The sequence below is a fragment of the Paenibacillus lacisediminis genome (assembly GCF_046567315.2).
Genome location: NZ_JBKIAX020000006.1, coordinates 394,594 through 407,616 on the forward strand (window position 1 = coordinate 394,594; position 13,023 = coordinate 407,616).

At 56.8% G+C, this 13,023-nt stretch carries 11 protein-coding genes and 1 riboswitch; of the genes, 9 read left to right on the plus strand and 2 right to left on the minus strand.

Features of this window, described 5'->3' with window-relative positions; genetic code table 11:
• Positions 1 to 244: 244 nt before the first annotated feature.
• Entirely contained in the window at positions 245 to 901 is a 657-nt protein-coding gene (locus ACLD72_RS14780; protein ID WP_410995340.1) for an urea amidolyase associated protein UAAP2, read from the minus strand.
• Positions 902 to 932: 31 nt separating this feature from the next.
• Positions 933 to 1,649 (minus strand): urea amidolyase associated protein UAAP1, encoded by a 717-nt coding sequence (locus tag ACLD72_RS14785; RefSeq protein ID WP_410995339.1) that lies wholly within the window; start codon positions 1,647 to 1,649, stop codon positions 933 to 935.
• Between the two features lie 101 nt (positions 1,650 to 1,750).
• Positions 1,751 to 1,850, minus strand: a riboswitch (guanidine-I (ykkC/yxkD leader).
• Between the two features lie 456 nt (positions 1,851 to 2,306).
• On the opposite strand from ACLD72_RS14785, the gene atzF reads away from it, so the two are divergent.
• The 9 genes from atzF (at position 2,307) to ACLD72_RS14830 (ending at position 12,745) form a co-directional block, all read left to right on the plus strand.
• Positions 2,307 to 4,055: an allophanate hydrolase gene (atzF, locus tag ACLD72_RS14790; protein ID WP_410995338.1), complete on the plus strand. Its 1,749-nt coding sequence runs from the start codon at positions 2,307 to 2,309 to the stop codon at positions 4,053 to 4,055.
• A gap of 31 nt (positions 4,056 to 4,086) precedes the next feature.
• On the plus strand, positions 4,087 to 5,721 hold the full coding sequence (locus ACLD72_RS14795) for a PucR family transcriptional regulator (protein ID WP_410995337.1): 1,635 nt from the start codon (positions 4,087 to 4,089) through the stop codon (positions 5,719 to 5,721).
• Positions 5,722 to 5,751: 30 nt separating this feature from the next.
• Positions 5,752 to 6,558: an ABC transporter permease gene (locus tag ACLD72_RS14800; RefSeq protein ID WP_316560366.1), complete on the plus strand. Its 807-nt coding sequence runs from the start codon at positions 5,752 to 5,754 to the stop codon at positions 6,556 to 6,558.
• A gap of 36 nt (positions 6,559 to 6,594) precedes the next feature.
• Complete coding sequence (locus ACLD72_RS14805) at positions 6,595 to 7,398, plus strand: ABC transporter ATP-binding protein (protein WP_410995335.1); 804 nt, start codon at positions 6,595 to 6,597, stop codon at positions 7,396 to 7,398.
• Positions 7,385 to 8,758, plus strand: coding sequence for an MATE family efflux transporter (locus tag ACLD72_RS14810; RefSeq protein ID WP_410995334.1), 1,374 nt, complete (start codon positions 7,385 to 7,387; stop codon positions 8,756 to 8,758). The genes ACLD72_RS14805 and ACLD72_RS14810 overlap by 14 nt, the downstream gene beginning before the upstream one ends.
• Before the next feature lie 60 nt (positions 8,759 to 8,818).
• A complete protein-coding gene (locus ACLD72_RS14815) occupies positions 8,819 to 9,916 on the plus strand; it encodes an ABC transporter substrate-binding protein (protein ID WP_410995333.1) in 1,098 nt (365 codons plus the stop codon).
• A 62-nt stretch (positions 9,917 to 9,978) separates the two neighbouring features.
• On the plus strand, positions 9,979 to 10,551 hold the full coding sequence (locus tag ACLD72_RS14820; RefSeq protein WP_410995332.1) for a cysteine hydrolase family protein: 573 nt from the start codon (positions 9,979 to 9,981) through the stop codon (positions 10,549 to 10,551).
• Between the two features lie 28 nt (positions 10,552 to 10,579).
• A complete protein-coding gene (locus ACLD72_RS14825) occupies positions 10,580 to 11,149 on the plus strand; it encodes a cysteine hydrolase family protein (RefSeq protein ID WP_251594432.1) in 570 nt (189 codons plus the stop codon).
• 6 nt (positions 11,150 to 11,155) lie between these two features.
• Complete coding sequence (locus ACLD72_RS14830) at positions 11,156 to 12,745, plus strand: amidohydrolase (RefSeq protein WP_458475836.1); 1,590 nt, start codon at positions 11,156 to 11,158, stop codon at positions 12,743 to 12,745.
• Positions 12,746 to 13,023 lie beyond the last annotated feature (278 nt).

Sequence of the window (13,023 nt, forward strand, 5' to 3'; positions counted from 1 at the left end):
TAAGAAACGCTTGCAAACTAGTTTCATCGTATACATAGGAGGAATAATTTGTCAATTAAAAAAATTACTCTATTTTCCATCGAATCTTATAACCTGGTTTTAATCCAATATTTTACATTCATTTTACAATTGATATGTTCCTCCGCCCCGTTTAGACAAAAATACCCGCCCCCATAGTTGATAGAGGCAGGCAATTGGAAGACTACTTGCGTAAAATTCTCAGATTCTATTGAATATCCGGCTTCTACTCGTTCCAGATCAACACGCGGATTGGCGTCGGATTGTAGGCGTTGCACGGATTGTTGAGCTGCGGGCAATTGCTGATCAGTACCATGGAGCGGCAGCTCGACTGAACTTCCACATAGCAGCCCGGCCCCGATACGCCGTCTTCGAAGGTCAACCCGCCTTCCGGCGTAACCGGCACGTTCATAAAAAAGTTGATATTCGGCGACAAATCACGTTTCCCGTATAAGTGGCCTTCCGGATACTTCGACAGCTCCAGCATAAACGTATCGCGGCAGTTGTGCATATAGCCTTTCTCATGGGCGTAGCGGACCGTATTGCTCTGGGACGAGCATGCCCCGCCCAGCGTATCGTGACGGCCGCACGTATCGGCGACGATCCGGGCCAGTTCCTTGCCCGATTCGGCAAGCAGCGCGGAGCCCGTTGTCAGGTAAATATTATTCTGCGCATGAATCGTCCGCACGGCGCTATAATGATCCTCAGGATTGTCGGCATCGTAAAACAGTGTATCCGCCGCCTGATTCCCCTCCAGATCCACGATACGCAGCACCTGCCCCGGCCCAAGCTCATGCATCCAGCCTTGGCCCGCCGGTATGACCTCGTCACAAACCGCCGTTGCTGCCACCCGGGAACTTTCCACCCGATAAAATGCCTTCATAAGTTTAACCTCCTTTTTTTCTTTACGTCATTTAGCATTGCAGCGCATAATAATTCCACGTGTTATCAAAAGCCCGGCGGTTCTCCGGACGGTGGTTAACACACGGGTCCAGCGAATCAACCGGCAATCCGGGCAGCACTTCGATCTTGACCGGCACCGACGGGTACGGCTCTCGCGGATCCAACGGATGGGGTGTATTCGAAAAGATAACGAGGACATCCATTTCCGTACGCAGTGTGACTGCCTGTCCCGCAGCACAGTGACTTTGGACAAAACTCATATTGCCTTCCTCGTCGCAGAACACTTTGGAAAACCAGTTGACAACCGGCGACAAATCCCGGTTGCCAAGCCCGCTGCGGGTAAGCTCCACCGCCAAATTTTCCTGGCCGCTGCGCAGCCATTCATTGCGCTTCTCCTGATACCGGCTTAGGCCGTATTTCGCGTCGGTGGCTTCTCGCGTCGTGTGGCCCCCTAACGGGTCATGCCAACCCAAATCATCCTGAACGATGCTTGCCAGCACCCGGCCGTTGTCGCTCATAAGCACGTTCCCCCTCGTTAAATGCGCGGTGTGTTGGGCTTTGAGCGTATCCGGCATATTGTAACGTTCCGTCAAATCGCGGGCGTGGTACATCAGCATTGCAACATTCGCCCCTTCTTCCAGGGCCGTCAAACGAATCAGCTTGCCCCTGCCGATCACCCCGGACCATTTGCCTCCCGGGTGCATCGTTTCGCTCCAAATCACGTTCATGGCTATCCACTCCTTTTTTCCTGGCGGTTCGCGCCGAACTTTCGGAAGGTAAAACAAAAGGAAGACATCTTTAAACGCAGCTTGGCGCGCGCCCTTACGATATCTCCCAGGTTTTTATCCTTCCGTGTAATCCCCCATGCACGGGACCGTTTACTCTCGGACCAGACTCTGTTTCCAGACGGAACCCTAGTAAACCGTTAAACTATTTTATTTTATGTTAGATAACATAACAACAGAATCATTTCCTTGTCAAATCAAATAAATGTAAATAATTCTGAAGAAAATCTCCCGCCAACTGAAACGAGCACATCTTCAACCCCCCCGCAAACAGCGGGTTTTTCCGCGCCATTATTGAATCTGTTCATAGTTCTCCCGGCAATTATTTGTGGAGCGTACACAAATTCCAGAGGGAGGAAGGCACCATTTCTGTGGACGAACCATGAAAATATCGAGTCCGATTCGTGGTATCTTGACAGTCTTCGACAACAGCGACAATAATAAAAGCCATAACACAACGTCAAGTTACATTACATCAATCCGCAAATCAAAGAGTTTTACAGCAATTTGTTAACATTTAGAGTTATAAAATATTACACGAATATTATTTTTTTGATTTTCCATTATGGATGCAAATTTTGAGAGAGAGGGGTTCACATCTTGGAGAAGCTGACTATCGCTACGTTGAAGGCCATGTACAGGAGCAGGAAGACGACGCCACAGGCGCTGATCGAAGCGATTATTGAAAAGGCCGAATGCGACAAGTCCTTAAACATCTGGATCGTTCCTCCGTCCCTGTCGTTTATTCAGCCTTATTTGGACGGCCTGAAGGACAAAAATCCGGAGCAATATCCGCTTTGGGGCGTCCCCTTCGCCATTAAGGACAATATCGATCTGGCGGGCGTCCCGACAACGGCGGCTTGCCCGGCCTATGCTTATACACCCGGGCAAAGCGCGGAGGTAGTGCAAAGGCTCGTCGAAGCCGGGGCCATCCCGCTCGGCAAAACCAATCTCGACCAGTTTGCGACCGGGCTTGTCGGCACCCGCAGCCCTTACGGCGAAACGCACAATGCGCTGCTGCCCGAACTGATCAGCGGCGGCTCCAGCGCCGGGTCGGCGGTGGCCGTCGCCCGCGGGCAGGCCGTCTTCGCGCTTGGCACCGACACGGCCGGGTCGGGGCGTGTTCCCGCCGCGCTGAACGATCTGATCGGCTACAAAGCCGCGATCGGCGACTGGCCGGTCAAAGGCGTCGTTCCGGCCTGCGCCAGTCTCGATTGCGTAACGGTGTTCACGTCCGCGCTGGAGGACGCTTATCTTGTCGATTCCGTTGCCCGGGGAATACGGGAGCAGGATGCCCACAACGGCGGCGGATTCCGCTTCAACCCGCCCATCGCTTCGGGCAAGCCGCGGAAGCTGCTGCTGCCGAAGGAGCCGCTGTTCTTTTACGGCGATCACAAAGACGCTTACCGCTCCGCTTGGGACAAAGCGGTAAAACGGCTGGAGCAATGCGGAATCCCCATCGAATACATCGATTGCGGCATTTTCCGCAAGGTGTCCGGCATCCTGTATGACGGCCCGTGGATCGCGGAGCGCTGGTCCGATTTAGGAGAATTCGTCGAATCGCATCCCGGCGACATTTTCCCGGTGACGGAGCAAGTCCTCCGCTCCTCGAGCGAACGAGGGTACGACGCCGCCTCCGTGTTTACGGCGCAACACCAGCTTCGCGGCTATAAAGAGCAGACCGGCGCGCTGATGCGGGACGCCATTCTCGTCATGCCGACCTGCGGCGGAACGTATACGCGGGAGCAGGTCGCCGCTTCGCCGGTTGCCGCCAACAGCGACATGGGCTACTACACCAACCACTGCAACCTGCTCGATCTGACGGCCATTGCGCTGCCGTCCGATTACGCCGGCGAGCGGCTGCCTTTCGGCATCACAATGTTTGCCTTGCGCGGCCAGGACCACATCCTGAAGGGTGCCGCCGCCGAGTTTATGCAGACCGATTCGATCGAACTGGCCGTCTGCGGCTTGCATATGCGGGGGTTCCCGCTGGAAAAACAGCTGCTGGAATGCGGCGCCTCCTTCCTGCGGCCGGACCGGACAGCCCCATGCTACCGCCTGATCCGGCTGCAATCGAACCCTCCGAAGCCGGGCCTGATCCGCTCCGCGCCAGGCAGCTCGATCGAGCTGGAGGTCTGGCGGATTCCGCTGCACCGGCTTGGCGAGTTCATCCGCAAGGTGCCCGCGCCGCTCGGGCTGGGCAAGATCGAGCTGCAAAACGGAAGCGAGGTCACCGGCTTCCTGTGCGAGCCTTACGCCGAGCCGGGCGGAGAAGACATCACCCGCTACGGCGGCTGGGCGGCCGCAGAACGGAGCAGGAGACAAAACGGCGAGCCCGCCACGGGATAAAAGAAAGCAGGAGAGAAGGGAGCGAACAATCATGAACATGACCCGTCGTTTAACGGAGCCTTTGGCCCGCGAATTCCGCTGCGCAGACCTGTTTCATATGAACTCACTCCCCAACCTAAAGCTGCTGGCGGGCGAATGCCGGCTGGACAACGCCATCAGCCGGGTCAACATTATGGAAGTTCCCGATATCCAGAATTGGGCCCAGGCTAACGAATTTTTGGTGACGACCGGCTACTCGCACCACCATAATATGGACGCCTTCCTGGAGATCATCCCGCAGCTGGTCGAACGCGGCGTGGCCGCGCTCGGCATCAAGCCCAAGCGGTTCATTACGGACATCCCCAGGCAGATTATCGACTGCGCCGAGGCGTATGAACTGCCGCTCTTCGAGCTGCCGGAGTCGACGATCTTCTCCAACGTCGTACGCGAGGTGATGGAGAAGGTAATTTCGCTAGAAACGAAAAACGTCCTGTTGCTGCAGCAGCGGCTGGAGCAAGTGGCGGAACTGATGCTGCACGGCCGCGAAATGCCGCGGATCGTGGAGGCGGTTGAAGCGATGGTCGGCAATCCGCTCTGCATTTTAGGTGCCGAAGGCCGGATGATCGCCTCGCCGCGGCATGCCGCCTACTTCTCCCCGTTCCGCGAGCGTTTGATGAACCTGAATTCCAACTCCCCCCAAAGCCGCAGTGTCATCACGGTCCCGGGCAAGCCGCCCAAGGGCAGCGACGTCCGCCTGCATGTATTCAATCTTTGGGAGGCGGAGAAGGACCCGATTCTTGTGCTGTTGGCCGAGAAAAACGGCGAATGCACCGAGCTGGACCTGTCCACCGTATCGCGGATTTTGCCGCTGATCAACATCAGGCTGAGCGGCGAAAACACGTACAACCTGGTAAAAGCCAAATACTTCGACGATTTTATCAAGGACTGGCTGACCGGAGTCGTTCCCAGCGCGGAGCAACTCGATATTAAAGGCCGGCTCTACGGGTACGACGGTCTCTCCTCCAAAACCTACCGGGCAGCGATCGTCAAATTTCATGCCGGCTCGCCGCCCGCTTTGGATAGTGGCTTGATCGCCGAGCTTACCCGCTCCGCGCCAAACGACAGCCTGTTTACGAGCATCGGCGGCAAAATCATCGGGCTCCTGCCGCAAACGGCCAATAGCGGGGCCGTACTCACGCCGGAGGATACCGAACCGTTATTCCGCCACATCGCGGACGTATGCGGAACGGACGACTTCTCCCTATGCGTCGGCGAAGCAAGCGGGCCGCTCGCGGTGAACGACAGCTATATCGACGCGGAAAACTTATACACCGCCTCATGCATCAGCAAAGAGAACGCCAGGCTGATTACGTGGGAACGGCTCGGCATCTACGCCGTCCTCAGCCTTTTGCCCAAACACGCCAATGTGGACAAATATTTGGGCCGTTACGTAAAGCCGCTGGTTGTATACGATGAAGCGCATCACTCCAGCCTGATTCAAACGCTGAAGGTCTATTTTCAAATGGGCGGCAACATCAAGCTTACCGCTCAAAATATGTACACGCACTACAATACCGTTGTGTACCGCCTCGATAAAATCAAGTCCTTGCTGGGCATCTCGTTCGACGATCCGGAAGCGCGGCTTCAACTGCAGCTGGGCTTGAAAATTTACGAAATGGGAGAGTAGAGCATTCAAACCACAAAGGGGGAATTAACAATGAACCACCGAAGCCAGCCGCGCACCCTGTTTCGAATTCGCCGGGACATCCCTCCGCGCCTGTTCAATACGATCATGGCGGTAACGTTTCTGCTGCTGATTGCGCTGTGGTATGCCGGGAGCCATTTTTCCGGCATCAATCCGATTTTTCTGCCGACGCCAGAGGCGACCTTCGCTTACTTGTTCTCCGTCCTTCAAGACGGAAGCCTCTGGGGAGACATCGGCGTCAGCTGCTACCGGGTGTTGATGGGCTTCCTGATCTCCGTTCTGATCGGCGTTCCGCTGGGCCTGCTTTCGGGGGCCTACAAGGTCGTGAACGCGGTGATGAAGCCGTTGATCGAGTTTTTCCGCTACCTCCCGGTTTCCGCCTTGATCCCGCTCATCATGGTCTGGACCGGCGTTGGCGAAACCGCCAAAATCACGATTATCGTCGTCGGAGCCGTTTTTTCCATGACAGCCATGATCGCCGACATCGTAAAAAACATCCAAATCGACCTCATCAATACCGCCTATACGCTCGGTGCCACACAAGGACAGGTTATTCGCAGCGTGATCATTCCCGCGATGATGCCAAGCGTGATGGACACGATGCGGATGGTAATGGGCTGGGCCTGGACCTATTTGATTATGGCGGAAATGCTCGCCTCCAGCTCCGGCCTGGGCTACAGCATCATGATTGCCGAACGCTTCATGAAAACCTACATCATTTTCGGCGGCATCTTCGTCATCGGTCTGTTGGGACTGCTGTTCGACCGCATTTTCGCTTACATCAACAAGCTGCTGTTTCACTGGGCCGAAGACCTCTAAACTCATACTGCGATGCCATGGAAGGGGGAAATAATCATGTTGCAACAAGCGTCCAGCCCAAAAATCTCCTGTAAAAACCTTAACAAAATCTATCGTTCCAAAAGATCGGAAACGTATGCGCTGAAAGACATCAACATAGACATTGAGGACAATGAGTTCATTTGCGTCGTCGGCCCGTCCGGCTGCGGAAAATCAACCCTGCTCCGCATCTTTGCCGGGCTCGACGAGGCCACCTCCGGCGATGTGATGCTGGGGGACCGCGTCATGACGGGGCCGGGCGCCGACCGCGGCATGGTGTTCCAGGCCTATACACTGTTTCCCTGGCTGTCGGTCGAGCAAAACATCCGCTTTGGTCTCAAGCTGAAAAAAATGCCGAAGGACGAAGCCGACCGGATCACGGAGAAATATTTGAGCCTCGTCGGATTGACGGATTTCCGGGGCCGGCTGCCGAAAGAGCTGTCCGGCGGGATGAAGCAGCGCGTAGCCATCGCCCGGGCGCTGGCGAACAGCCCCGAGGTGCTGCTGATGGACGAGCCGTTTGGGGCCCTGGATCCGGATACGAAAGGCAATATGCAGCTGCAGCTGCGCGAGCTGTGGGAACAAGAAAAGCACACCGTTATTTTCATCACGCACGATATCGAGGAAGCGGTGTTTCTCTCCCAGCGCGTATACGTCATGAGCGCCCGTCCGGGGCGGATTATCGCCGATATCCCGATCGACCTGCCGGCCCGGCGCGATCTCGAGCTGAAGGACACGCCGGAGTTCATCCACATTCGCAAAAGGATTCACGGCCTGCTGCACTCCGGCGATTTCAGGAATGACCTGCATGCGGCGACCTGACCTCCTATCGACCTTTCGTGAGGATGCTCCGTTTCTAAAAAGCTTCCTGCTTCTGTCACTGCCGATCGGCCTGCAAAGCATGGTTACGAGCATTACGAACACGCTCAGCTCGGTGATGGTGGGCCAGCTTGGCGACCTGCAGGTGTCGGCCACCAGCCTGGCCGGCCAAGTCTTTTTCATTCTGAATCTGGTTATCGTCGGCATCGTCAGCGGGGCCACCATTTTCCTGTCGCAATTTTACGGCAAAGGAGACCGGCGGCAGCTAAAAATCGCCTCGGCGCTCGCCTTCATCCTCATCCTGGGCGTCAGCGGATTGTTTACAGCGATCGGGCTGTTCTGGTCGGAGCAGGCGCTGCGGGTGTTCTCCAACGAAAGCGAAGTGGTCGCGGCGGCGGGACGCTATCTGCAAGTGGTCTGTCTCAGCTATTTGCCGACAGGACTATCGCTCGCCTGCACGATGATCTTCCGGAATATCGGCCGTCCCGGCTTCCCGCTGCGCATTACCGTGCTGACCATCCTGATCGACATCGCTCTGAGCTATGGACTGATTTTCGGGAAGTTCGGCATGCCGGCGCTGGGTATCCAAGGGGCCGCTTACGCAATCGTCGCCGCGAGATGCGTCGAAATGCTCATTATGACGGCGGTGCTGTACGGCAAATTCCGCGACTTCGCACCGGCGGCCGGCGATTTGTTCGCGGCCAAGCGGGATTTCCTGGCTGTTTTTTTCAAAACCTCTTTTCCCGTCATCATCAATGAAACGGTTTGGAGCATCGGCTACGCTCTGTACAGCGTCGTCTTTTACCATATGAGCTACACCGTCGGCGCGGCCGTGGGGATCGCCAAGGTGCTGGAGCAGCTGCTCATCGCTTTCTTCATCGGCACCGGACAGGCGGCCGCGATCATGCTCGGACAGACGATCGGCGAAGGCCGACCGGAGAAAGCGCCCTATTACGTCAAGCGCATGGAAGCTTATACCGCCCTGTTCGGCGTTTTGACCGGAGCGGTTATGGTTTTGGGAACGCCGCTGATGCTCCAGCTTTATCAAGGCATCTCGGATACGGTGCGGGACAACGTCATACTGATCGTCGTTTACCTCGCCGTCATCATGCCGATTAAGGGAATGAACTTCGTACACATCATGGGGACGCTGCGCGCCGGCGGAGATACGAAGATGTGCTTCATCATCGACAATGCCGCCCTATGGTGCGTCTCGCTTCCGCTGACGTTTCTTGCCGGCTATACACTGAATCTCGGCATCGAAGTCGTTTATCTCTTCGTCATCATTGACGATGTTTGCAAATACGTGCTTGTCCGGCTTCGCATCCGGAGCAATAAATGGATTCGCAATCTGGTGGGCTAGCGGCTAATGGCTACTTCACCGGATGTAATCAAATAAAAAAATAATTGGAGGCGAGAAATCATGACGAGACAAAAGAAACGCGGCTTGATGAAAACGGGGGCAACGCTGCTGCTATTAACGGCCATGATGTTCGGTGTGATCGCATGCGGAAACGGCAATTCCGCCAGCGGGACGACCGGCGGCGGAGGCAATAGCCCTGCCAACGCCGCCGGGTCGGCGGCAGGCTCGAACGGCGCGGCGGGCTCCTCCGCGCCCGTGACCGTCAAAACGGCGTATGCGCCGTTTATCGGAGGTATCGGGGTCTACGCCCTCGATGACAAGGAGTTTGACCTGGCCCACGGCGTGGATGTGCAAATTGGCGCTTTCGGCGCCACTTCCCCGCTCATGAGCGTGATGACCGGGGACGTCGATATAGCTTTTACGACGCTGCAATCCTATCTCATTTCGATAAACGCCCTCATTGAAGAGGGCACCGACATTGCCGATCTGCCGAAAATCGTGTACCTGCACAACGCATCAAAGGGAGCGGACGGCATCGTGGCCGATAAAAGCATCAAAACGGTCTCTGATCTGAAGGGGAAGTCGGTCACGGCCCAATACGGCGAAGTCACCCACTACATGCTGGCAAAAGCGTTAGCCACGGCCGGACTGACCGTGGATGACGTCAAGCTCGTCGACATGGGGCCGGGCAAAGGCGGGGCCGCCTTCGTCGCCGGCAGCGTCGACGCCGCCACGACGTTTGAGCCATACCTGTCTCAAGGCGTAACCTCCCGGGGCGGCAATGTGATCATCTCCACCGCCGACTTGGAGAACACGATCCTGGACGTGATCGTCGTCTCGGCCAAAAACGCCGAAGAAAAACCGGAATGGCTGCAAAACACGCTGAAAGCCGTGGAAGACGCCACGCAATACGTCAACAGCAATCTGGACGACGCAGCGGAAGTGACGGCCGATGATCTGCAGGTCAGCGCCGCGGAAGTCAAGGAAATGTTCCCGACCGTCCACCTGTATACGCTGGACGACAACCATGAAGGGATGGACGAAGGCGGCTGGTTGTACAACACGATGAAGGATGTGGTTTATTTCTATCATTCCATTGGCGTCATCAAAAATAATTTTGATGTGAAGAAACTGGTATCCACCGATTTCCTCTGGTAACCCGAGAAACTTGGCCGGGGCGTCAGCGCCCCGCCACCCCATTTTAATTAGGAGGCGATCACATGATTGCGATTCCCGAACACAGCGTGCTTATCCTGGTTGACGTGCAAAACTCCGACCCTGCCAAGCATCCGCGCGGCATTCCGGAAAAAAGGCTGGCGTATTTGAAAAACGTCGAACGGGTCACCGAATATTTCCGCCAGCGCGGGGACGTGCCGATCGTGCACATCCGCGAAATCCACCGCAAGGATCTGGTCGATTTCGGCCGCGAGCTGGACGGAGCGGAGAACATTCACTGCGTGGAGGGCACGCCCGAAGCAACGTATTACGAGCCGACCGCGCCGATCGAGGGCGAATATACGGTGGACAAACGCCGGTACAGCGCCTTTTTCGGAACCGATTTGGAAATTCTGCTGCGCGGGCTGAAGGCCGAGCATCTGTTCCTCGCCGGCGGCATGACCGACATCTGTGTTCACTATACGGCCGTGGACGCGCATCAATACAACTACCACGTTCACGTGTTCAAGGAAGCCTGCGGGACGCCGAGCAGCGAAGAGGTTGCCCAGGCGGCGCTCGATAATATCGAATATTTCCAAACGGGCTCGGTCATTTCCGTGGAAGACTTGTTTAATTAAAATCCAATAATGAGGAGGAGAGCCGATTATGGCAAAAATCCCCGAACATAGCGCATTGCTCGTCATCGACATTCAAAACGATACGGAAAGCGACGCCATTCCCGTGATGGAGGGCGGCACTTGCCTGTTGAACGCGCCGAAAGTCATTCAGCATTTCCGCAAGCTGCAGATGCCGGTCATCCAGATCCGCGAGCTGCACCGCGCCGACCACAGCGACTTCGGCCGTGAGCTCGACGGCGTGGAGAAAGTCCACTGCCTGGAAGGGACGCCCGCCGAGGAGTTTCACCCATCCACCGCCCCGATCGAAGGCGAATACATCATTACCAAGCGACGCTACAGCGCCTTTTTCGCGACTGACCTTGATCTGCTGCTGCGCTGCCTTGGCATTAAACGCCTGTACCTGATCGGCGGCATGACCGATATCTGCGTCCGCTTTACGGCCGTGGACGCCCATCAGCACGACTACCATTTCCATGTCGTGTCCGACGCTGTTGTGGGCACGAGCCGGCAAGCCCATGATATGGCGCTGCTCAACATGGAATATTTGCAAACCGGGGCCAACATCACGACCGAAGATGTGCTGGCGCTCACCCGCTAATCGGCCATGGCACAGGAGAGAGACGTAAAAACGGCCGCTTGGAAGCGGATTGCCGAACTGGTCGAGCGGCGGCGGGAAGCGATGACGGAGCTGAGCGACCGGTTATGGGAGCTGGCCGAAACGAAATTCGAAGAGTTCGAATCGGCCGGGCTGCTTGCGGAGCGGCTGGAGCAGCAAGGGTTCACGGTGGCATTTGGCATCGGCGGGCTGCCGACGGCATTCATGGCTTCGTACGGCTGCGGCTGGCCGGTTATCGCCATCCTGGGCGAATACGATGCGCTGCCGGGGATGAGTCAGACCGCGGGCGCCGTTATCCGGGAACCGCTTAAACCCGGAGGCAGCGGGCACGGCTGCGGCCATCATTTGCTGGGCACGGGTTCGCTCGCCGCGGCGGTGGCCCTGAAGGAATATATGGCTGAAGCAGGGCTGCCTGGCACGATCCGTTATTACGGCTGCCCGGCCGAGGAAGGCGGTTCCGGCAAAACGTTCCTGGTGCGGGAAGGCGCATTTGCCGACGTCGACGTAGCGCTGACCTGGCATCCCGGCTACGGTAACGCGGTCGTTTCCCAGACGTCCTCGGCCAATTACCAGGTGCGCTACCGGTTTCAAGGGCGTAGCTCGCACGCGGCCGCCAGCCCCCATACGGGAAGGAGCGCCCTGGATGCGGTAGAGTTAATGAACGTCGGGGCCAACTATTTGCGGGAGCATGTCCCGCGGGAGGCCCAGTTCCATTACGCGGTCACGGATACGGGCGGATTCTCCCCAAACGTCGTGCAGGCGACCGCGGAAGTCGTGTATTTAATCCGCGCGCCCGAGGTTCGCCAAGTGGAGAAAATTTACGCGCGGATCAACGATATCGCCAAGGGAGCGGCGCTGATGACCGGAACGGAGGTGCAGATTGGCTTCGAAAAAGCCTGCTCCAATCTGATCCCAAACGTGACTGTGGAGCGGATCATGCAGAGGTGCTTTGAGACGCTTGGCGTACCAGCGTTTACGGAGGTGGAGCGGCGTTACGCCCGCGCCATACTGGAGACGCTGCGGCTGGAGTCGAAGCCGGGAACGGACGGCGGACTGAAGGTGGATTCGCAACCGGAGGCCGCTCCAAGAACGGATTCGCCGCAGGTGGCCGGCCAGAAAGGTGACCCAAGACCAGAGGCCGGAGCGGTAACGGACCCGGAGGCTGGACCAGAAATGAACCCGGAGCCGAAATACGCTCCGGATCAAGCCGCCCTGCCGGAGACGCTCGATCCGTACCGCCCCGTGACCGGCCGGATGCTCGGTTCCACCGATGTCGCCGATGTCAGTTGGGTCGTCCCGACGGCCCAGCTCGAAACGGTCTGCTTCGCCGCCGATACGCCGTTTCACTCGTGGCAGATGGTCGCGCAAGGGCAGGCGGCGGCCGCCCATAAAGGCATGCTGCATGCCGCCAAAGTGCTCGCGGCGACCGCGGCGGAGCTGCTGAAAGACCCGGCCGTCCTCGAAGAGGCGAAACGGGAGCTGAGCAGCCGGGGCGGCCTGGAGGGATACGTCTGCCCGATTCCCGCCCATATTCTGCCCCCGGTAAAGGTCTACCCAGGAAACGGGCACGCCCCCTGAACCAAAACACAAAGCGCCAAAGCCGCCAATTAACACATGACGGCTTTGGTGCTTTGCCTTTAACTTGAAGCTAACGGTTGCCACAATCGCTATTTGTTCCAAAAACGTTGATTTCAAATTCTAACGGTTGCCATAGCGCTTATTTCACTTAAAACCGGCTAATTTCGCTTAGATTCAGGCAAATAACGACGCTGACAACCGTTAGAATTTTGAAAAGGGCTTTTTTCGGAAAATAGCCGCTGCTGCAACCGTTAGATTTTTCGTACTTTAACAGTTTT

Coding starts and splice junctions, on each gene's coding strand:
- ACLD72_RS14780 (WP_410995340.1), bottom strand. CDS start 901: ATGAAGGCATTTTATCGGGTGGAAAGTTCCCGGGTGGCAGCAACGGCG.
- ACLD72_RS14785 (WP_410995339.1), bottom strand. CDS start 1,649: ATGAACGTGATTTGGAGCGAAACGATGCACCCGGGAGGCAAATGGTCC.
- ACLD72_RS14795 (WP_410995337.1), top strand. CDS start 4,087: ATGAACATGACCCGTCGTTTAACGGAGCCTTTGGCCCGCGAATTCCGC.
- ACLD72_RS14800 (WP_316560366.1), top strand. CDS start 5,752: ATGAACCACCGAAGCCAGCCGCGCACCCTGTTTCGAATTCGCCGGGAC.
- ACLD72_RS14805 (WP_410995335.1), top strand. CDS start 6,595: ATGTTGCAACAAGCGTCCAGCCCAAAAATCTCCTGTAAAAACCTTAAC.
- ACLD72_RS14810 (WP_410995334.1), top strand. CDS start 7,385: ATGCGGCGACCTGACCTCCTATCGACCTTTCGTGAGGATGCTCCGTTT.
- ACLD72_RS14815 (WP_410995333.1), top strand. CDS start 8,819: ATGACGAGACAAAAGAAACGCGGCTTGATGAAAACGGGGGCAACGCTG.
- ACLD72_RS14820 (WP_410995332.1), top strand. CDS start 9,979: ATGATTGCGATTCCCGAACACAGCGTGCTTATCCTGGTTGACGTGCAA.
- ACLD72_RS14825 (WP_251594432.1), top strand. CDS start 10,580: ATGGCAAAAATCCCCGAACATAGCGCATTGCTCGTCATCGACATTCAA.
- ACLD72_RS14830 (WP_458475836.1), top strand. CDS start 11,156: ATGGCACAGGAGAGAGACGTAAAAACGGCCGCTTGGAAGCGGATTGCC.